22 protein-coding genes are annotated in these 18865 nt (G+C 70.4%); 11 read left to right on the forward strand and 11 right to left on the reverse strand.

What is annotated here, in order from left to right:
• Positions 1-217: 217 nt before the first annotated feature.
• The 5 genes from ACYVDG_RS18405 to ACYVDG_RS18425 all read left to right on the forward strand — a co-directional run bounded on the left by ACYVDG_RS18405 (position 218) and on the right by ACYVDG_RS18425 (position 2883).
• Complete coding sequence (locus ACYVDG_RS18405) at positions 218-916, forward strand: LmeA family phospholipid-binding protein (RefSeq protein WP_460754116.1); 699 nt, start codon at positions 218-220, stop codon at positions 914-916.
• A complete protein-coding gene (locus ACYVDG_RS18410; RefSeq protein ID WP_460754119.1) occupies positions 916-1239 on the forward strand; it encodes a TlpA family protein disulfide reductase in 324 nt (107 codons plus the stop codon). Before ACYVDG_RS18405 ends, ACYVDG_RS18410 begins: the two co-directional genes overlap by 1 nt.
• 49 nt (positions 1240-1288) lie before the next feature.
• The gene (locus tag ACYVDG_RS18415) at positions 1289-1375 is read left to right on the forward strand and encodes a putative leader peptide (RefSeq protein WP_355267795.1); all 87 of its coding nucleotides are present in this window, start codon (positions 1289-1291) and stop codon (positions 1373-1375) included.
• Between the two features lie 360 nt (positions 1376-1735).
• The gene (locus ACYVDG_RS18420) at positions 1736-2581 is read left to right on the forward strand and encodes a sulfurtransferase (protein ID WP_460754122.1); all 846 of its coding nucleotides are present in this window, start codon (positions 1736-1738) and stop codon (positions 2579-2581) included.
• Positions 2578-2883 (forward strand): DUF1416 domain-containing protein, encoded by a 306-nt coding sequence (locus ACYVDG_RS18425; RefSeq protein WP_460754125.1) that lies wholly within the window; start codon positions 2578-2580, stop codon positions 2881-2883. Before ACYVDG_RS18420 ends, ACYVDG_RS18425 begins: the two co-directional genes overlap by 4 nt.
• Before the next feature lie 1571 nt (positions 2884-4454).
• Here ACYVDG_RS18425 and ACYVDG_RS18430 read toward each other — a convergent pair.
• The 8 genes from ACYVDG_RS18430 to ACYVDG_RS18465 form a co-directional block, all read right to left on the reverse strand.
• On the reverse strand, positions 4455-5000 hold the full coding sequence (locus ACYVDG_RS18430) for a hypothetical protein (protein ID WP_460754127.1): 546 nt from the start codon (positions 4998-5000) through the stop codon (positions 4455-4457).
• A 54-nt stretch (positions 5001-5054) separates the two neighbouring features.
• Positions 5055-5570: a hypothetical protein gene (locus ACYVDG_RS18435; RefSeq protein ID WP_460754130.1), complete on the reverse strand. Its 516-nt coding sequence runs from the start codon at positions 5568-5570 to the stop codon at positions 5055-5057.
• A 34-nt stretch (positions 5571-5604) separates the two neighbouring features.
• Positions 5605-6150, reverse strand: coding sequence for a hypothetical protein (locus tag ACYVDG_RS18440; RefSeq protein ID WP_460754133.1), 546 nt, complete (start codon positions 6148-6150; stop codon positions 5605-5607).
• Between the two features lie 5 nt (positions 6151-6155).
• On the reverse strand, positions 6156-6704 hold the full coding sequence (locus ACYVDG_RS18445) for a hypothetical protein (RefSeq protein WP_460754136.1): 549 nt from the start codon (positions 6702-6704) through the stop codon (positions 6156-6158).
• Positions 6701-7339: a hypothetical protein gene (locus tag ACYVDG_RS18450; protein ID WP_460754139.1), complete on the reverse strand. Its 639-nt coding sequence runs from the start codon at positions 7337-7339 to the stop codon at positions 6701-6703. The genes ACYVDG_RS18445 and ACYVDG_RS18450 overlap by 4 nt, the downstream gene beginning before the upstream one ends.
• Positions 7336-7872, reverse strand: a complete 537-nt coding sequence (locus tag ACYVDG_RS18455; protein ID WP_460754145.1) for a hypothetical protein — start codon at positions 7870-7872, stop codon at positions 7336-7338. The genes ACYVDG_RS18450 and ACYVDG_RS18455 overlap by 4 nt, the downstream gene beginning before the upstream one ends.
• The gene (locus tag ACYVDG_RS18460; RefSeq protein ID WP_460754148.1) at positions 7869-8489 is read right to left on the reverse strand and encodes a hypothetical protein; all 621 of its coding nucleotides are present in this window, start codon (positions 8487-8489) and stop codon (positions 7869-7871) included. The genes ACYVDG_RS18455 and ACYVDG_RS18460 overlap by 4 nt, the downstream gene beginning before the upstream one ends.
• 84 nt (positions 8490-8573) lie before the next feature.
• The gene (locus ACYVDG_RS18465; protein WP_460754151.1) at positions 8574-9029 is read right to left on the reverse strand and encodes a hypothetical protein; all 456 of its coding nucleotides are present in this window, start codon (positions 9027-9029) and stop codon (positions 8574-8576) included.
• Positions 9030-9469: 440 nt separating this feature from the next.
• Here ACYVDG_RS18465 and ACYVDG_RS18470 point away from each other — a divergent pair, with 440 nt between their 5' ends.
• From ACYVDG_RS18470 to ACYVDG_RS18485, 4 genes are all read left to right on the forward strand, one after another.
• Positions 9470-11662 (forward strand): hypothetical protein, encoded by a 2193-nt coding sequence (locus ACYVDG_RS18470; protein WP_460754153.1) that lies wholly within the window; start codon positions 9470-9472, stop codon positions 11660-11662.
• Between the two features lie 86 nt (positions 11663-11748).
• Positions 11749-13005, forward strand: a complete 1257-nt coding sequence (locus ACYVDG_RS18475; RefSeq protein WP_460754156.1) for a MurT ligase domain-containing protein — start codon at positions 11749-11751, stop codon at positions 13003-13005.
• 11 nt (positions 13006-13016) lie between these two features.
• Positions 13017-13730, forward strand: coding sequence for a type 1 glutamine amidotransferase (locus ACYVDG_RS18480; protein ID WP_460754159.1), 714 nt, complete (start codon positions 13017-13019; stop codon positions 13728-13730).
• 196 nt (positions 13731-13926) lie between these two features.
• Positions 13927-14679, forward strand: a complete 753-nt coding sequence (locus tag ACYVDG_RS18485) for a DUF4352 domain-containing protein (protein WP_460754162.1) — start codon at positions 13927-13929, stop codon at positions 14677-14679.
• Positions 14680-14733: 54 nt separating this feature from the next.
• Here ACYVDG_RS18485 and ygfZ read toward each other — a convergent pair whose 3' ends face one another.
• Positions 14734-15753 carry a CAF17-like 4Fe-4S cluster assembly/insertion protein YgfZ gene (ygfZ, locus tag ACYVDG_RS18490; protein WP_460754165.1) on the reverse strand — a complete coding sequence of 340 codons (1020 nt, stop codon included), beginning with the start codon at positions 15751-15753 and terminating at the stop codon, positions 14734-14736.
• A gap of 327 nt (positions 15754-16080) precedes the next feature.
• Positions 16081-16635 (reverse strand): nitrobindin family protein, encoded by a 555-nt coding sequence (locus tag ACYVDG_RS18495; RefSeq protein WP_460754168.1) that lies wholly within the window; start codon positions 16633-16635, stop codon positions 16081-16083.
• 212 nt (positions 16636-16847) lie between these two features.
• On the opposite strand from ACYVDG_RS18495, the gene ACYVDG_RS18500 reads away from it, so the two are divergent.
• Both ACYVDG_RS18500 and ACYVDG_RS18505 read left to right on the forward strand, forming a co-directional pair.
• A complete protein-coding gene (locus tag ACYVDG_RS18500) occupies positions 16848-17630 on the forward strand; it encodes a GIDE domain-containing protein (RefSeq protein ID WP_460754170.1) in 783 nt (260 codons plus the stop codon).
• Positions 17631-17635: 5 nt separating this feature from the next.
• Positions 17636-17998, forward strand: a complete 363-nt coding sequence (locus ACYVDG_RS18505) for a DsrE family protein (RefSeq protein WP_460754173.1) — start codon at positions 17636-17638, stop codon at positions 17996-17998.
• Positions 17999-18113: 115 nt separating this feature from the next.
• Here the strand turns inward: ACYVDG_RS18505 and ACYVDG_RS18510 are convergent, their stop codons facing one another.
• A complete protein-coding gene (locus tag ACYVDG_RS18510; RefSeq protein WP_460754178.1) occupies positions 18114-18860 on the reverse strand; it encodes a phosphoglyceromutase in 747 nt (248 codons plus the stop codon).
• Positions 18861-18865 lie beyond the last annotated feature (5 nt).

Raw genomic sequence — 18865 nt, forward strand, 5'->3', positions numbered from 1 at the left:
TCCAACACGGGTGGGGGGTCCCTTCCAGAGGTGCGAGTTCAGCGGCCTGGGGCGGAACCAACGAGAGGCAACCTGCGTCCAATCCCGAGTGAAGTAGCCTTCCCTACAGGTTTTTCATGACCGGCACCCGTCGGGTGCCAGTGGCGTGTGACCGATACCGGCCGGATGACCCAGTCGAGAGGCGCGCCGGAGCGAAAGAAAGTGTGCTGGGAGTCCGATGCGTAAGTTTCTTGTCGTCTTCCTGATCCTTGTCGCCGTGCTCGTCGTGGCGGCGGACATCGGGGCGCGCGCGTTCGCGCAGAACACCCTTGCCGAGCGCATGGCGCAGCAGATGGAAATGTCCGAGGAACCGGAAGTCTCCATCGCGGGCTGGGCGTTCCTCCCGCAGGTCGTCAGCGGTACCTACACGGAGATCGACATCACCGCCGACAGCGCGACCATGGACGGGGTGACGGTCGAACAGGTCGAGGCGACCGCCTCCGACGTCGAAGCGCCGCTGAGCGACCTCATGGACGAGCCCACGGTGACCGCTGGCGAGATCGACGGTTCCTTCGTGGTGCCCTACTCCTACTTCAACCCGCACCTGCCCGAGGGCATGACCATCAGCAACGAGGACGGGGAGCCCCGGATCAGCGGTGAGCTCGCCCTCTCCGAGCTCGGCCTGAGCACCACGGTCACCAGCGGCGGCGAGTTCACCGTCGAGGGCGACACCCTCCACGTGACCCCGGTCGACATCGAGGTGGGCGACGCCCCCGTCGACGTCAGCGGCGCGGTCACGAACATGCTGACCTTCAGCGCCCAGGTGCCCGAGCTGCCCTTCGGCCTGAGCATCACCGAAATGGAGGCCACCTCCAACGGCCTGCAGGTCACCGGCACCGGTGAGGACGTCCCCCTGATGGGCTCTGAGGACGCCTGATGAACACCGCGGCGGAGACGCTCGGCGCCGGCCTCCTCGGCGCCGAGCTGGGCCCGAGGGCCACGCTCGTGCAGATCTCGAGTGCCTTCTGCCAGCCGTGCCGCGCCACCCGTCGGATCCTGGCGGACGTGGCGGAGATGGTCGAGGGCGTCGTGCACGTGGAGATCGACGCCGAATCCCGGCTCGACCTGGTGCGGCACCTGGAGATCCGCGGAACCCCAACGGTGTTCGTGCTCGACCCGTCGGGCAGGATCGTCCGCCGTGCCGGGGGACAACCCCGCAAGGCCGACGTGATCGCCGCGGTCGGCGAAGCCGTCCTGTGACCCAGCCCACCCGTGACAAGAGCGCGGTCCGGCCTGTAGCGTCTAGGACGTGACTTCCTTGACGAGCGCGTATCTGACGAAGCGACGTGCGGTGGACTTCTGCCGCGTCGCCGCCGCGCTCTGTCCGTGTCCCTAGGGCGGACGGGTTCTCCGAAGCCTCCGCCCGCTCCGTGCGACCGGCCCTCCCCCGTGCACGCAGCTGGGATGAATTCCTTTGCAGGTCACCTTCGACGGACAGCGCTCCGGCGCTTCGATGGCCAGCTTCCACGAAACCCCTGTGTGCCAGGGGCGGCTCGGTAGCGCCGCGCCCGCCCTTTCTACGCGCAGTGCTTCTCCCGTGTACTTTCCGGCTCCCGCCGGTTGCGGGGACCACCCGGACGCCCGCCGTTCGGGCCGGTGAGAAGCCGCCTGAATCCCCCGTTCCGGGCAGAGCGCGCCCGGAACGCAACGCACCGACCGCGTATGTCATACCGCACTGAAAAACAGGAGGTTCCCCATGAGCCGCTCCGACGTCCTAGTGGACGCCGACTGGGTGGAGGCTCACCTGGACGACGCCAACGTCGTCCTCGTGGAGGTTGACGAGGACACGTCCGCCTACGACAAGGGCCACATCCCCGGCGCCGTCAAGATCGACTGGAAGACGGACCTCCAGGACCCGGTCCGCCGTGACTTCGTGGACCAGACCGGTTTCGAGAAGCTGCTGTCCGCCAAGGGCATCGGCAACGACGACCAGGTCATCCTGTACGGCGGCAACAACAACTGGTTCGCCGCCTACGCCTACTGGTACTTCAAGCTGTACGGGCACGACAACGTGCGCCTGCTCGACGGCGGCCGCAAGAAGTGGGAGCTGGACTCCCGCGAGCTCGTGAAGGAGGTCCCGGAGCGGGCCGCCACCGAGTACAAGGCCAAGGAGCAGGACTCCTCGATCCGCGCCTTCCGCGACGAGGTCGTCAACGCGATCGGCACCAAGGACCTGGTCGACGTCCGCTCGCCCGACGAGTTCACCGGCAAGCTGCTGACGCCCGCGCACCTGCCGCAGGAGACCTCGCAGCGCCCGGGCCACATCCCGACCGCGCGCAACATCCCGTGGGCCAAGACGGCCAACGAGGACGGCACCTTCAAGACCGCGGACGAGCTGCGCGAGCTCTACACCGAGGCCGGGGTGGACCTCGACAAGGACATCATCGCGTACTGCCGCATCGGCGAGCGCTCCTCGCACACCTGGTTCGCCCTGCACGAGATCGTCGGGCTGGAGAACGTCAAGAACTACGACGGTTCCTGGACCGAGTACGGCTCTCTGGTGGGCGTTCCGGTCGAGCTCGGAGAGGCGGAGGCCAAGTGAGCGACAGCTGCGGAGCACCCGAGGGCGGCGTCGCCCTGGCCGATGTCGACGCGGGAGACCAGGCCGTCATCCAGGGCACGGTGACCCGTGACGGTCAGCCCCTGCGCGGCGCCTACGCCCGGCTGCTGAACGAGTCCGACGACTTCGTCGGGGAGGTCGCCACCGGAGACGAGGGCACCTTCCGCTTCTTCGCGGCCGACGGGTCGTGGAAGGTACGCGTGCTGGCCTCCAAGGGCTTCACCGGTGAGTACCCGGTCCAGGCCGAGGTCGGCAAGGTCATCGACGTCCAGGTCCAGGCCTAGGTCCTAGGGGCCGCGGCCCGGGCCCTGCCCCGCCGGGGCCGAACGGACACCGAGCGCACGGCGCCGGTGCCGACGGAGAGATCCGTCCGGTACCGGCGCCGCGCTGTTTCTCAGGGCGTGGTAACAAAGGGGGTTTGGTTGCCCAGCCCTTGGGGTGTGCCGCTTGCCGCGTGGGTGCCGCTTTCCGCGTGGGTGGGAGAGTTCGCGTGGGTGGGGTTCGGTCCTGCGTGGCCGTGGGGTTCCCTGCGGGTGGGGGAGTCCGCGTGGGCTGGGGGTTTGTTGTTGGGTGCGGGTGGTTTCCCCGTTTCCTGCCGCTTGATGGTGGCCGTCTCCGCTGCGCGCGTCAAGGTCGTCGCCGTCGAGCGCTTCGCGCGCGAGCGGCGCTCCACCTTGACCCGCTTCGCTGCGACGGCGGGTGGGCGGCAGTCAGGAAACGGGGGGCGTGTGGTCGGGGTGGCTACGGGACCGGCCTTCGGCCGGGTACTGCCCCGGGCCTGCGGCCCGGTCCGGCCGTGGCCGGCCGGGTTCCTGCCCGTGGGTCTGGTTGTGTCGGCAGGCGCGTCGCAATCCAGTGGCCGGTGGGCGACGAAGGGCCCGAACAGGTGCCTGGGTGGCTGGGCGCGTCCCCCCGGTCTGGCGGCTCGGTGTTGGGTCGGTCGGGGTGGGGTGGTGCCGGTGGCCCGGCCGGGTGCGGGGCGGGGCGTGGTGAGCCCCCCTGTTGGAGGCATTGTGGGCGCCGAGATTGCCTCCAGGGAGGGGGCTCACCGGCCCCGGGTGCTTCTGGGCGGGGGGTCGGTGTCCCGGGTGCCTCCACCGGGGGTAGCGGCCGCCCCCCGGGGGGCGGCCCCGGTGTCCGGAACCGGCCTGGTAGGGGTATCCGTTGCGTCCGAAACCGGTTGATCCCCGATGATCTTGCCCCCAGCTCCACCCTCGGCCGTCGAGGGTTGAGACAGGGGCAAGATCATCGTTGGAAAGGGGGCCTGAGCCTGACCGGAAGTCCGGTGGGACGCGCTTCGCCATGCGCCCGGCCTGTTCGGGTCCTTCGTCGCCCACCGGTCACTGGATTGCGACGCGCTGACCGACACAACCAGACGGATGGGAAGGGATCCGGCCGGCCACGGCCGGACCGGGCGAAGCCCGGCCCTTCGGGCCGAAGGCTCGGGGCCCGAAGGGCCCCTTGGGGCCCCGACCACACGTCCCCCGTTTCCTGATAGCCGCCCACCCGCCGTCGTAGCGAAGCGGGTCAAGGTGGAGCGCCAATGATGCGCGAAGCGCTCGATGGCGACGACCTTGACGCGCGCAGCGGAGACGGCCACCATCAAGCGGCAGGAAACGGGGCAACCTCGCACCCGCAGGGAACCCCAGCCCACGCGGACTCCCACCCACGCGGACTCCCACCCACGCGGACTCCCACCCACGCGGACTCCCACCCACGCGGACTCCCACCCACGCGGACTCCCACCCACGCGGACTCCCACCCACGCGGACTCCCACCCACGTGGACTCCCACCCACGCGGAAAGCGGCACACACCAAGGGGAGGGTAACCAAACCCCCTTTGTCACCAGGCTCTCAGGGCGTTCCGGGTGCCAGGCCGTCCGCTGTCCCGTGCTCGGCCTCGAAGACGTCGGCCAGGTCCCGGTTGAGCTCCAGGGTCCGCCGGGCGCGCCTGCGAGCGCGCTTCTGGCTGACGAGCATCCCGATGACGACGAGCGCCATCCCGGCGACCAGCCCGCCGAACGTCAGGGAGAGGGCGGCGACCTCGTCGAACAGGTTGACGGACTGGGCCACCATGTTGGGCAGCTGAGCGAGGAGGATGAGGGGCAGGGCGTACCGGAACCAGACGTTGTGCTGCTCCTTGAGTGATCTGTTCGCCAAGCGGCACGCCGCGTAGGCGACGTCGGACCGCTCGGCCGCCACACCCTCGCGGAGCACCCGGTCGGCCTCCCTGCGCACGGGTGAGAAGGGGTTGCCGAAGCGGGTCAGCTCCGGGTCGATGACCTCGACCGTGGGTTCCCCGTGCCGGCGTTTCCAGCGGAAGCCCATCACCAAGCAGAAGAACCCGGCCGCGAAGAGGACGAAGGCCAGCCCCAAGAGCGTGGCGTACAAGACGATCACTGCGGTTCACCTCCGGAGTTGCCGTGGTTGGGGCGAGTAGGTCTCGCGGGGCCGTCACTCCTTCCCGACCGTGTAGGGGGCGGCCAGTTCCCGGTTCAGGGTCAGGGCGCGCTCGGCCCGGGACCGGGCCCTCCTGCGTGCGAGTGGTATCCACACGGTGACCATCCCGGCCAGGAGTACGCACAGGGTCCCGCCTAGAACGATCGCCAGCGGGTGTTCGACCAGGGTTCGGAGGGTGAGGCCGAGCGCGATCCCCTGGCCGAGGAGCATCGCCACCCACCCGGTGGTCTCCCAGGGGTTGGAGAGCTGGAGGAGTATGTTCCTGGACAGCCGACACACGACGTGAGCGGTCTCCGGGTTGCCCGCGGCCGCGCCGTCGCGGATCAGCCGGACCGCTTCCCGTCTCGCCTGTGACAGGGGAGGGCTGGCCATGTCCGGTTCCGGGTCGAGGAGCGGATTCCAGATCGGGTCGTTCCGGTTCTTCCAGCGGAAGTTCATCACCAGGCAGAAAACGGCGACGAGCAAGAGGACACCGCTCAGTGCAGCGAGCGCATAGACGAGTACCGTCACGGCGGTTCACCTCCGAGGGTGCTGCGGGCAGGGGTCAGTAGGGTTTGCGCCACTGATCACCCCACTCCGGGGCGCGCTCGGGCGGTTCCTCGGGCGCTTCCGCGGCGAGGTCCTCGTTGGCCCGGACCGCCTTCCCAACCCTGCGCAGGTCGCGGCGCCGCTGGTACGGGACGACCGCGGTCAGGGCGGCCGCGGCCCCGAGTGCCGCGATGAGCACCATCCACGGGGTGCCCGGTCTGTTCAGTATCAGGTTCACCGTGTTGAGGGCGACTATTGCGAAGACCAGGGTCTGCGCCTTCCACGCCCACGGGTTCTCCCAGCGGAGGCGCAGGTCCTGGGCGACGCGCACGGTGAGATGGGCCGTCGCCGCGTCCGGTGCGGTCTCACCCGACCTGACCAGGTGCCGGACACGGCGGCGCTCCTCGTGGCCCGTGGTCTCCCCTGTGGGTGCCCAGCTCCAGTAACCGGGGCGCCCCCGGGCGCGGTTCCAGCGGTGGGCTTTGACGTGCAGGAAGACGCACGCGGCCAATCCGAACAGGACCACGATCAGCAGGGACGAGTAGAGCGTCGGGTGGTTCACGGGATTCACCTCGGCCTTTCGGTCGAGTCCGTTCCCGCGCCCTTGGCAGTGGCCGGGTATGCCCTGGCCAGGTCCTGGTTGAGTTCCCAGGCCCGGATCGCCCGGCCCAGCAGGCGCACCTGTTGGACGGGGAGGAAAACGACCCCCGCGGCCAACAGTGCCGCGCACGAGGCGAGCACGAGCGTCATCCCGGTTGTGTCGGCGAGCACTGCCTGCACAGCGAAGTAGGGGGCCTGGTACACGAACAGGAGCGGCAGGATCGCCCGGTACCAGGGGTTCTCGTTCTGTCGAACGGCCCGCTTCGCGCACAGGCGCGTGGCATAGGCGGTCTCCGGCCGGTCCGCGGCCTCGCCCCTGTGGGCCAGGCGGGCGGCCTCCTTGCGGACCGATTCGGAGAAGGGGGAGTCGACCCCGTGGAGTTCGGGATCGAGAGCCCACATGGCGGCCGGTTTTCCGCGCCGGATCCGCCACCGTCGGCCCATGACGGCGCAGGTGACCACACCGGCCGCCGAGGCCCCGAAGCACACGGCGAGGAGGATGCCCAATGGCGTCACGGCACTTCACCCCGCTTTCCGGCCGCGGCTTCCGCCGACCGCGTGGACAGGTCCTCTTCGTACGCGGCCACGGCCGCAGCCTCCGCGCGTTCGTGCTCGGCCCTGGCGCGGGCCTCCTCCCCTTCGCGTTCGGCCTCGTATGCGGCTGCCCGGTGCTCGTTGGCTTCCAGCGCCCGCCTGGCTCGGCGGAGGGTGCGCCTGATGTGGAAGGGGCCGACCGTGAACACGAGAAGCATGACGGCGATGGCGGCGCCGTAGAGGAGCATCCTCGACAGTGCGTCGGTGTCCAGGAACGCGTTCGCCGCCCCGGGGAGCTGTATGAGCAGAATCAGCGCCCACAGGGCCTGGGACCAGGGGTTCTCGAACTGGCGGATCCGCTGCCGGGCGATCAGCCGCGCGACGTAGGCGGCCTCGGCGCTCTCCGCCGCGGTACCTCGGCTGACCATCCGGTTCGCCTCCCGTCGGACCGGTGAGAAGGGGCCGCCGAAACCGCTCAGCTCGGGCTCGCCGATCAGAGCCGACCACGGTGGCCGCCCGTTGCGAAGACGCCAGCGTCGGCTCATGACCGCGAAGAAGGCGGCCGCGGCCACCACGACACCCAGGAAGGTGAGAAGCAGGATGTTCGTCGGCGTCACGGCCCCTCACCGCCCTGGGGAGCGCCAGCGGGAGCGTAGGCGTCGGCCAGCTCTTGATTGAGTTCCAGGGCCGTCCGTGCGCGGGCCAGTGCGCGCGTCTTCGTCGCGGGCTCCAACACGGAACCCGCAGCCAACACCACCGCGCCGAGGGCGAACACCGCAGTCATGAAAGGCGTCTCGGCCTGGACGGACACATTGACCAGGTTGGGGACCTGGAAAAGGAACAGTAGGGGCAGGACCGTCCGGTACCAGGGGTTCTCGGTCTGGCGGATCGTCTGCCGCGCCAGCAGACAGGCGACATGGGCGATCTCCGGATCGTCCGCCTGTCTGCCTTGCCGGGCCAGGCGGGCCGCCTCCTTCCTGACCGGGTGGGAGACGGGGGCACCGATCGTGTACAGCTCCGGATGGAAGCCGGTCAGGGCGGGTGGTTTCCCGTGGCGGAGACGCCAGCGCCGCCCCATGACCCCGCAGATGATCAGGGCCGGTACGAACGCGAGAACCAGCCCCACCCAGAGGTAGTGCATCGGCGTCATGAGGGCTCACCCGGCCGTGTGTGGAGGGCGTCGGCTTCTTGTGACTGCGGGGCCGGGCCCTCGCGGTGGGCGGCTCTGGCGTGGGCCTTCTCCCGTTCGAGCTCGGTCTCGTAGGCAGCGGCCCGGTTCTCGTTGAGGTCCCACGCCTGTCTGGCGTTGCGGAGACCGCGGATGAACTGGAAGGGGGCGAGAACCAGGAGCACGACGAAGAAGACGAGGGAGAGACCCCAGAAGAACGTGTGCGCCGTGGACTCGGACCCCGTGGCGATGTTGGCCAGATTGGGGATCTGGAGCACCAGCGCCATGAGGATCATGGCGTTCCACCACGGGTTCTCCCACTGGCGGATCCTCTGCCTGGCCTGGAGACGCGCCACGTAGGCGACCTTGGGGTCCTCGGCCGTGCGCCCCTTGCGCACCAGCCGCAGCGCCTGCCAACGCACCGCGGAGAACGGGCCGCCGAAGCCCGACAGCTCCGGCTCGGTGTTCCACCAGGGCAGGGATGGCTTCCCGTGGCGTATGCGCCAGCTCCGGGCCATGAAGGCGCAGAGCACCAGTGCGGTCAGACCGGCGGCCATGAAGGCAGTGAGGGCCGTGAGGAGGAGTTGCGTCGTTGTCACGGCGGTTCACCTCCGGGTGGTTTCGTGGAACTTCGTGCGGCGCTGAACTGTGGGCCGGAACCCGATCCCGGCCGGGCGGTCGGCTCAGCGTTCCCTGGGCGGAGGCGGGGCCGGGGCCTCCGGTGCTTCGGCGGCGAGGTCACCGTTGGCCTCGATCGCTCGGCGGGCGCGGAACAGGTCGCGGCGCCGTTGGAGTGGCAGGTGGATGCCAAGGGCGAGCGCGGCGATCGCGAACCCCGCCGGGAGCCAGTTGCCGAGGTTCAGCGCCACTTGGAGCAGGTTGAGGATGGCGATGCCCAGGACGAGGCAGAGCCCCACGGTCTGCCAGGGGTTGTCCCAGCGCCTCAGCAGCTCACGTGCGGCGGAGACGGTCAGGCGCGCCAGTTCGGGGTCGGGCGCCGTCTCTCCGGAGCGGAGGTAGGGCTTGACACTGCTCATCTCCGCGGAGGTCGGAGCGTCGGTGGGCAGGGCGCGGTGCATGAAGCCCGGTCGTCCCCGCTGCCGGTTCCAACGGGCACCCAGCACCGCGGTGACGACCATCGCGGCCAGGAGCAGCGCCGCGACTGTAAGGAACAGCCCGAAGAGGATCGGATGGGCCGAGATGGGGGGCTCACTCCTTGGAGCGACTAGTCCGTTTTATGCCTCTGTCCCTCCTCACCATGCCCGATGTTCGGGCGGGAAACCTCCGGGAGCGGGGCCGGAGGCCTCCGGGAGCCCCGGCCGGGACACGGGAGCGGGTTGTCCACAGGTGGGCGATTGGGGCTGGAAAGCGGTGGGCGACCCTGCTTCACTGATGATCACGGCCACGTCGTCCGGAGCGGGCGGACACCCCCGTGTTCGCCCCGGCCCACGGCTGGTCTGTGGCAAGCACGCCGGGTGCTGGCAGCCCAGTGCCCGAACTCCGGCCCCGCGGCCGGAGCCCCGCGTGAACGATTCCCCGGCGGGTCCCTCTCTCCCGCCGGTCAGGAGGTGTTCGGACGGTGCCCACACCACGGTCATCGGCGACCGCGGCCAGCACACCCCGAGGTGAGGCGGGGCGCACGTACCTCGGATGGCGGCACAAGGTCCTGCTGCCACCGCCGGGACCCGCTCCGCGCCGCCCCGCCCCCGGGGACACGGAGAACCTGAGCGAGGACTGGATCGCCGGGCAGCGCGACAGCGAGGCGCAGAACAACCGGCCGCTCTACTTCGCCCTGGGCGGACTCGGGCTCCTCGCCTTGCTCTTCCCGCTGCTGTGGGGCATGCGGATCCTGCCGGGCAGCCTCGCCCTGGGCGGCGTGTTCGCCTGCATGGCTATCGCGGCACCGGTCGCCTTCGCGCTCGTGCAGAGTCGGCAGGTGATCGCGCGGCGGCTCGAGGAGGCCGAGGAACGGCTGACCGAGGAGAGGGCCGAACGGGAACGGGCCCTGCACGAGCAGCAGCGCGAGCACGCGCGCCGACACACCGAATGGCAGGCTGCGGCGCGCGCCTACGAGGCCCAGCCGCGCTGGTACGGGCTGACCGTGCCCTCGGGAACTTCGGCGGTGCTCGTGGTGGGCGGTACCGACACCGGCTGGTCCGCCCTCCTCACCACGATCGGGATTTCCCGGTTGCGTGAGGGCGGGGACCTCACCGTCGTCGATCTCACCGGCCACGCGGTCGCCCGGGAGCTGGTCCACCTCTCCCGGCGCTGTGCGGTGGAGCCACGCCAGTGGGTCCTCCCGGCTGACCTGCCCAGGATGACCCTGGGCACCAACCTGGACGCCGGACAGCGGGCCCGCATCCTCTCCGCGGTGGCCGCCGCCTCCGGACAGGTCGAGGACGTGGACGCCGACGAGACCCTCCTGTTGCGGCTGCTGGAGGTGCTCGGCCCGGGTGTCGGCATAGACCAGCTCATCGGGGGCCTGCGCGCCTTGGTGACTCCGGAGGACGATGCTGCCGAGGACGACCCCGCCCTGGCCCTGCTCTCTTCGGCGGAGCGTTCCCGGGTCCGCGAGCGCTGCGCCGACGACCCGGGCGTGCGCGAACGCGCCTGGGCGCTGGAAAGACGGCTCAGCCCTTTCGAGTCGGTCGGAACCCGCGCGGACGACGGCGCTTACGCACAGGTCAAGATCATCTCCACGGACCGGGCTTCGGGCGAGACCGCGGCCCGGGTCTACGGGACCTACGCGGTGGCGGCACTCAGCGAGTTGCTGGAGACCCGCGCGCCCGAGCCGAGCGGGGCTGCGGGACGGCGCTCGAAGGCGCGCCCGAAACGGATCCGCACCGTCGTGGTCTGCGGGGCGGAGACGCTTCCGGCCGAAGAGGTGGACCAGGTCCTGAACGCGGCCGCTGACGGCGGGGTCGAAGTGGTCCTCATGTTCCGCGACGCGGTGCCCGCGGCCTTGGAGCACTTCGACGACCCCTCCTGCCTGTCGGTGGTGATGCGCCAGCGCGGTAGGCCGGAGGAGCTCGCGCGGATGGTCGCTGAGGCACCGGATGACGACGGCCGGGACCCGGAGCGCCTGGCGCTGCACCGGCTCACGGAGGTGATCGGAGAAGCGGTGGGCGGTTCCGTCACCGAGTCCGACGAGGAGGTGGACGACGGGAGTGGGGACGACCTCTTCTTCCCCTCCCCGCATACCGAGTCCGGGGCGATGATCCGCAACGCGGCCGCCGCGATCACCCCTCTCGACCTCGTGCGGCATGTGAGATCCGCCACGGCCTGGGGGCGTGCCACCGCCCAGGCCGCCGAGATCGACACCCCGGTTCGGGCCGACGAGGAGGATGACCCGGCTACCCGGGCCAGCGGGCTGGACGCGGAGTCGTTGCGCGAGCTTCCCTCCACGGCGGCCCTCGTCCTGAGCCCCGAAGGTCCGGTCATCGCCGACACCAACCCGGGTATCCTCACCCTGTCCACAGCCACACTGGCCACCGCCGAGGACGCCCGGAACACCGGTAACGGCGGGGGCGTTGGGCATGATGGCGGGTCCGACTCCGCCACGGGCGACCGACGATCCGACCGGCGCTCCGGAGACACCAGGCCGCGGTTCGCGCCGCCCGGGGGCTCCGGTCCGTCCGACTCGCCAGGGGCGCCGGGAAGGGCCGACGCCGCGGACGCTCTGGAGCCGGCCGGAGCCGACGACAGCCCCGACCCGGAGAAGGTCCCACCCAACCTCGGGCCGCCACCCGAACGATTGGACTGGCGGGTCTGAGCACCGGTGGACAATAGGCTTGGCCCGACACATCGCCCGCCGCCGAAGCGCGAGCGTGCGGGTGATCTAGCGATGGTGGAGAGTAGATGAGCGAGCTTCCCTTGCGCGCCCAACTGGCCTCGGTACTGGGCAGGAGTGCAGCAGGCCTGTCCAGGGCCACCGGACGCGGAGACGGCTCCGTCATCGGTGGACGGGTCGCCCTCAAGGTGGAACCGGACCTGCTCGGCAAACTCGCCCAAGGCCGCCGCCTGGCCCTGGTGAGCGCGACCAACGGCAAGACCACGACGACCCGGCTCATCGCGCAGGCGCTGCGCGAGTTCGGCGACGTGGCCACCAACGAGTACGGCGCCAACATGCCCACCGGGCACATCACGGCCCTGGCCAACAACAAGGCGGCCGTCAACGGTGTGCTGGAGGTGGACGAGAAGTACCTTCCGCAGGTCCTCCAGTCCACCAACCCCGCCTTCGTGGTCCTGATGAACCTGAGCCGCGACCAGATGGACCGCGCCTCCGAGATCAACCTGCTCGCGAAGAAGTGGCGCACCGCCCTCGCGCAGACCAACACCCATGTCATCGCCAACGCCGACGACCCGCTCGTGGCCTGGGCCGGCCTCGGTGCCCCCAACGCGACCTGGGTTTCGGCCGGTCAGCGGTGGAAGGAGGACTCCTGGTGCTGCCCCGAGTGCGGCGGCCACCTCAAGCGCGAGGAGGACCCGTACTGGGAGTGCCCGGAGTGCGGTCTCGCCCGGCCCCGGGCCACGTGGTCGGTGGACAACGACAGCGACACCCTGACCGCCCCCGACGGGCAGCAGCTCAAGCTCCGGATGAACCTGCCCGGTGACGCGAACCGCGCCAACGCCGCGATCGCCGCCGCGACCGCCGCGGGCTACGGAATCCACCCCGAGCGCACCCTGGAGCGGCTGCGCGAGGTCACCTCAGTGGCCGGGCGCTACACCTCGGTGGTCACCATGGGGGTCGAGGTCCGGCTGCTCCTCTCCAAGAACCCCGCCGGGTGGCTGGAGTCCTTCGCGGTCCTCAGCCCGCCCCGGGTCCCGGTGATCCTCGCGGTCAACGCGCAGATCCCCGACGGCAAGGACACCTCCTGGCTGTGGGACGTGGACTACACGGTCCTGAAGGACCGGCGGGTGTTCGTCATGGGTGAGCGCCGTACCGACCTGGCGCTGCGCCTGGAGACCGACGGGGTGTCCTTCGAGGTCGCCGACCGGGTGGACGAGGTGCTGAACCGGCTCAAGGCCGAGCAGCCCGACATCACCAAGGTCGACGTCATCGCCAACTACACAGCCTTCCAGCAGATCCGCACGGCGTACGGCCGCGTCCAGTAGGGGAGACACACATGACGGACAACAGCAGCGCCCTGCGGATCGTGTGGATCTACCCCGACCTGCTCAGCACCTACGGGGACCAGGGCAACCTCCTCATCCTCAAGCGCCGGGCCGAACTCCGCGGCATCTCCACCGAGATCGTGCACGTCCACTCCAGCGACCCGGTGCCCGAGCAGGGGGACATCTACCTGCTCGGCGGCGGCGAGGACCGGCCGCAGATCCTGGCGGCCGACCGGCTCCGCGCCGACGGCGGACTGGGCCGGGCCGTCGGCCGGGGCGCGTGCGTGTTCGCGGTCTGCGCGGGTTACCAGATCATCGGCGAGAGCTACGGCGACGACGAGTCCAACCCTCTCCCGGGTGTGGGCATCCTCGACATCCGCAGCGGCCGCGGCCAGACCCGTGCCGTGGGTGAGATCGTGGCCGAGGTCGACCCGGCGCTGGGCGTCGGCCGGATCACCGGTTTCGAGAACCACCAGGGCCGGACCGCTATCGGTGGCCAGGCCCGTCCGCTGTCGACCACGGTGAAGGGCATCGGCAACGATGACCGCACCGAGGGCGCCTACCAGGGGCAGGTGCTGGGTACCTACCTGCACGGCCCGGCCCTGCCGCGTAACCCGCAGCTGGCCGACCTGCTGCTGCGCTGGCGCGTGGGTCAGCTGAACCCGCTGCCCCCGTCCTGGGGCGAGCGGCTGCACGACGAGCGCATGGCCGCCGCCCTGCGCTGACGGGCATCCGGGGCACGCTCCCGGTAGCCGTTTCGGGAGCCCGGTGGGTCCGCCTGCCGGGCTCCCGTTGTGTTCTCGTCCCTGCCCCGCCGCGGAGCCCGGGTGAGGCAGCGGAGCTTGGGTGAGGCGACGGGCGGTGGCGGGCAAAGAGGCCACAATCGCGGAATGCCGCGAAAGTGACGTGCGTCACATAAGTATGAGTGCCAGTGATCCCCGCCAACGGTTCCAGAGCCGTTCCATCGCGCTCGCGCGGACCCTCGCCATCCCCGTGGCGGTGCTCGTGGCGGCGGCGGGGTGCACGGCCGGTCTGGTGACGCTGGGCGGGGTGCCCACGCCGGAGGTGCGGGTGGTGCTGGGCCAGGAGGACCCGGCACCCGAGCCCGAACAGGGCCCCGCCGTCGAACCGGAGGCCGCGCCGGAACCCGGAACCGAGCCCGCACCGGAGCCCGAACCCGGAACCGAGCCCGCACCAGTCCCGGAGCCCACCGCCGAAACCGCGCCGGAGCCCAGGGATCCGGCGGCGGAGGAGGCAGCAGGGGCCGAGCTCGCCGACTCCGCCCCGCCCTCGTCCTACAACGGGAACACGACGTCCGTCGGGGTCTTCAACGTGGTGGTCGAGGTCGCCTACACGGACGACACCATCACCAACGGGGCGGGCTCCTTCGCCGCGGCACCCGACGGCTGGGAGTACCACATCTACCGGCTCAACGTCACCAACGAGGGGTCCTCCCCGGCGATCTTCGACAGTTACGGGACCGTCGGCACCACCACCGAGGGGCTGGAATACGCCAACGACATCGAGGCCGAGGCCACCGTTGCCTGGGACTACTTCTGGGGTGAGCTCAACCCGGGCGCGACGGTGACCACGCACATCATGTTCCTGGCACCCAACGGCACCGAGTTCGCCCACGTCCTGGTCGCCGGACAGAGCGACCTCCGCCCCGGCTGAGTCACCGGTGCGGCCGGGGCCGCCGCACCGGCGGCACTGCCGAGAGGGTCGGAGCTACCGGGGCTTGCGGCGGAAGTCGTCGAGGTTCGCGTTGGCGCCGGTGTCCGGGTCCACGACGACCTCCTGCCGGGCGGCGATGCCGTCGACCACCAGGTCGGCGTCGGTGGGAGCGTTGCGCTTCACCAATCCGAGAGCGATCGGGCCCAGTTCGTGGTGGCGTGCGGAAGTCCCCACCCTGCCGACCTTGCGGCCGTCCAGCTGGATCTCGCTCCCGCGCTCCGGCAGCCGCTCAGCGGTGCCGTCCAGGTGCAGCATCACCAGGCGGCGCGGAGGACGGCCCACGTTGTGCACCCGCGCCACCGTCTCCTGCCCCGGGTAGCAACCCTTTTCCAAGTGCACGGCGGAGCCGATCCAGTCCATCTCGTGCGGGATGGCGCGGTCATCGGAGTCCAGGCCCGGGCGGGCGCGGTGCTCGGCGATCCTGTGCGCCTCGTAGGGCCACATGCCCGCCGCTCGGGCCCCGGCCTCGGTGAGCTGCTGCGCGGTGGCCACAAGGTCGGCTGAGGGCACGAACAGGTCGGTCTCGTCGGCGGTGGCCCGGGTGAGTACACCTTCGACCGCGCCGACCACCTTCTCCCGATCCGGGCCGAGCACGGTCAGCACCGAGAAGGCGTCGGAGAGGTCCTCGACCTCCAAACGCAGCATGAACACCATGGAGTCCAAGAACTCCGCCAGCCCGGGGCCCCCGCCCGGCTCGGTGTGGATCCACGTCGCCGCACCGTCGTCCACCAGGGACAGGTGGTGGCGCAGGTGGCCGCGGGTGTCCATGATGAGCGCCTCGGTGGCGGTACCGGGGGCGAGGTCGAGGGTCAGCTGGCTGGTGATGTCGTTCAACCAGCCGAGGCGGTCGGGGCCGCTCACGCGGACCACGTCCCGGTTGCTCCGGTCGACCCAGGCGCTCGAGCGTTCGATCGCGCGCGCCTCGTGTGCGGGGTCGCCGTAGTGCGCGGCGACGGCGGAGTCGGGGCGGTCGGCGCTCACGGCACCGGGTGTGGTCAGCAGCGGCGAAGTCATACAGCAGAGGCTATCCGGCCCGCTCAAGACTCCGAAGACACGGTAGTGACCTGGGGATATAGGTCACAGAAAAACACTTGCCCCGCGCCGACCACGGGACGTACCTTCGTTGGCACGCAGGAAAGGAGGTGGTCCAAGAAATGATTCATTCTAGGACTGGCGAGGTGGCCGTCCGCTAGGACGACGCTGAGCATTCGCTCGACGTCGTTCGCGCGAATCCCAGACGGACACCCGGACCCCGGGCTGCCGGAATTTGTCCGACCGGCCCCGCAGACGCGGGAGACAGCCCGGGGTTCGTTCTTGCCTTGTCGCGGCCCTTTCCGCGGCCTACTTCTTGTCGGCTCCGCCGGTCCGCTTCAGCTGAGCGGACATGTACGAGCGCAGGTCGTGTCCGCGCGCGGCCAGGTCCCAGGCGTAGCCCAGGGTGTCCCGCTCGTCGCCGAACAGCCCGTAGAGGCGGTGCGAGGCCTGTACCTCCAGCCCGGTGATGGTGTGCATCACCGCGTTGGTGGCCATCTCCACCCGGTTCGCGAAGACGTTGCCCAGGTAGGACTCGATGAAGCCCTCGTTGTGGGCGATCAGCACTTCCAGGTGGATGATGTTGTCGGCGTTGTCCTTGGCGTACTGGGCGGTGTCATCCTTGGACAGGGCCCGCCAGTAGCCGGACTCCTCCGTGATGAGCTCACCGAGCGTGCCGTCGGCCTTCATCCGCCAGGCCCTGCTCCGGAAGTCCAGATAGGGCATACCGTCCCTGACGGTGAACTCGACCTCCTGCCCGAACTGGAGCTCTTCCTCGTCGGCGTATCCGGCGACGCCGACGCCCTCCCAGCGCCCGAACAGGAACGACAGTTTCTCCAGATCGGGGTGTACCTCAGCGTCCATAGCTCCCGAGACTAACGGCGACGAGGGGGTGGCGGTGACGACTCGCGGCGTGCCTGTCCGGTGCCACCTTGGGTCCGTGGTCTGGACATGCCCAATTGGCCCCGCTTTCCCGGAGAACTGGTAAAGATTGTCTCCGTAAGACGCGGTGTGGGCACGGGGTTCGGGGCCCACCGCCGTCGCTGACCTCGGACACGCTTTCAAAGGGGCTGCCTGTGCTTTTGGTGATCGGTGTGGCGCTGCTCGCCATCGCGGCAGTGCTCCTGCCGCTGACCGTCATCGGAATGCGCCGCTGGCTCCGGCAGCGCGGTTTGGCCCAGCTCAGGCCCAGCGCCCTCGCCGCCCGTGCGGGCCAGCGCGTGACGCTCACCGGTGCGGCCGCCCCCGGTCCCGGCGGGCCCGTCGAGTCCGGACTGGCCGGTTCCGAGTGCGTGTGGCACGGCCACGAGGTCCTGCGCCACTACCGTCCCCTCGCACGCGACCGGTCCGACGGCGCGGTCAGCGAGCGCGCCTGCGACTCGATCGCCGACTACGCCTCCGACGAGCTCTTCGGCCTGGTGGCCGAAGGGCGGACCGGTGCGGCCGAGCGCATCTACGTGGACCCGGCGGACAGCGAGCCCCGTGACGCGGAGCTGTGCCTCAAGCGCGTGGTCGGCCGTCCGCAGCCGGGGGTCGCGGCCGCGGCGGACGATCTCCTGCCCCGCGTGCGAGGCAGGATCTCGGGCGTCTTCCGCGGCGAGACCATCGAGTTCGAGTACCGCGAGTGGATCATCCGGTCCGGTGCCCGGGTGCGCGTCACCGGCCAGCTCGAGGTCCGGGACGGCCGCGTGGTGCTGGCCGCGCCTAAGGACGGCTCGCTCAGTATCGAGCACGGGATCCGGGAGAGGCCGGTCCGGACCTCGCCCCGCCGGACCGAGGCGATCGTACTGTCCGCAGCCTTCGGCCTCTGCTTCATCGCGGGCGCTGTCGCCACCGCCATCGCGCTCTCAGTAGGGTGACGGGCATGTCTCGTTCCCTGGTGATCAAAGTCACCGCCGGTGATGACTCCCCCGAGCGGTGCAACCAGGCCTTCACGGTCGCGGCGGCAGCGGTGGCCAGCGGGGCCGACGTCTCACTCTGGCTGACCGGGGAGTCCTCGTGGTTCGCACTGCCCGGCCGGGCGGAGGCGTTCGAACTCCCGCACGCGGCGCCGCTCCAGGACCTCCTGGCCGGGGTGCTCGCCGCGGGCCGCGTGACGGTCTGCACCCAGTGCGCCGCCCGCCGGGACCTTACCCAAGACGACCTGATCGAGGGCGTGCGCATCGCGGGCGCGGCGACCTTCGTCGAGGAGACCCTCCGAGAGGGCGCCCAGGCCCTGGTCTACTGACCCTGTTCGACCCCGGAAAGAGCGGGCCGTCCACGACCGGGCCCCTCCCGCGCCGACCCCGGGAACGACGGTGCCCGCACCGCCGAGGCGGTACGGGCGCGGGACAGGTGCCGGGTTACTTCTTGCCTTGGTTGGCGACGGCCTCAATGGCGGACTTGGCGGCCTCCGGGTCGAGGTAGGTGCCGCCCGGCTTGGTGGGCTTGAACTGGTCGTCCAGCTCGTAGACCAGCGGGATGCCGGTGGGGATGTTCAGGCCGGCGATGTCGGCGTCGCCGATCCCGTCCAGGTGCTTGACCAGTGCACGGAGGGAGTTGCCGTGTGCGGCCACCAGCACGGTCTTGCCCGCGGCCAGGTCCGGGACGATGCTGTCGTACCAGTACGGCAGGGCGCGGTCCAGGACGTCCTTGAGGCACTCGGTGCGCGGCGCCAGCTCGGGCGGGAGCAGGCTGTAGCGCGCCTCCCCGGCCTGGGAGTAGGGGTCGTCGTCGGCGATGGGCGGCGGGGGCGTGTCGTAGGAGCGGCGCCAGACCATGAACTGGTCCTCGCCGTACTCCTCGCGGGTCTGCGCCTTGTCCTTGCCCTGCAGGGCGCCGTAGTGGCGCTCGTTGAGGCGCCAGGAGCGCTCGACCGGCAGCCAGTGCAGGTCGGCGGTCTCCAGCGCGAGGTTCGCGGTGCGGATCGCGCGCTTGAGCAGCGAGGTGTGCAGGATGTCCGGGGTCACCCCGGCAGCCTTCAGCAGCTCGCCACCGCGGCGTGCCTCTTCCTCGCCCTGCGCGGACAGGTCCACGTCCACCCAGCCGGTGAACAGACCCTTCGCGTTCCAGACGCTCTCACCGTGTCGCAGCAGTACCAGAGTTCCCATGGGGA

The organism is Nocardiopsis oceani (assembly GCF_054777395.1).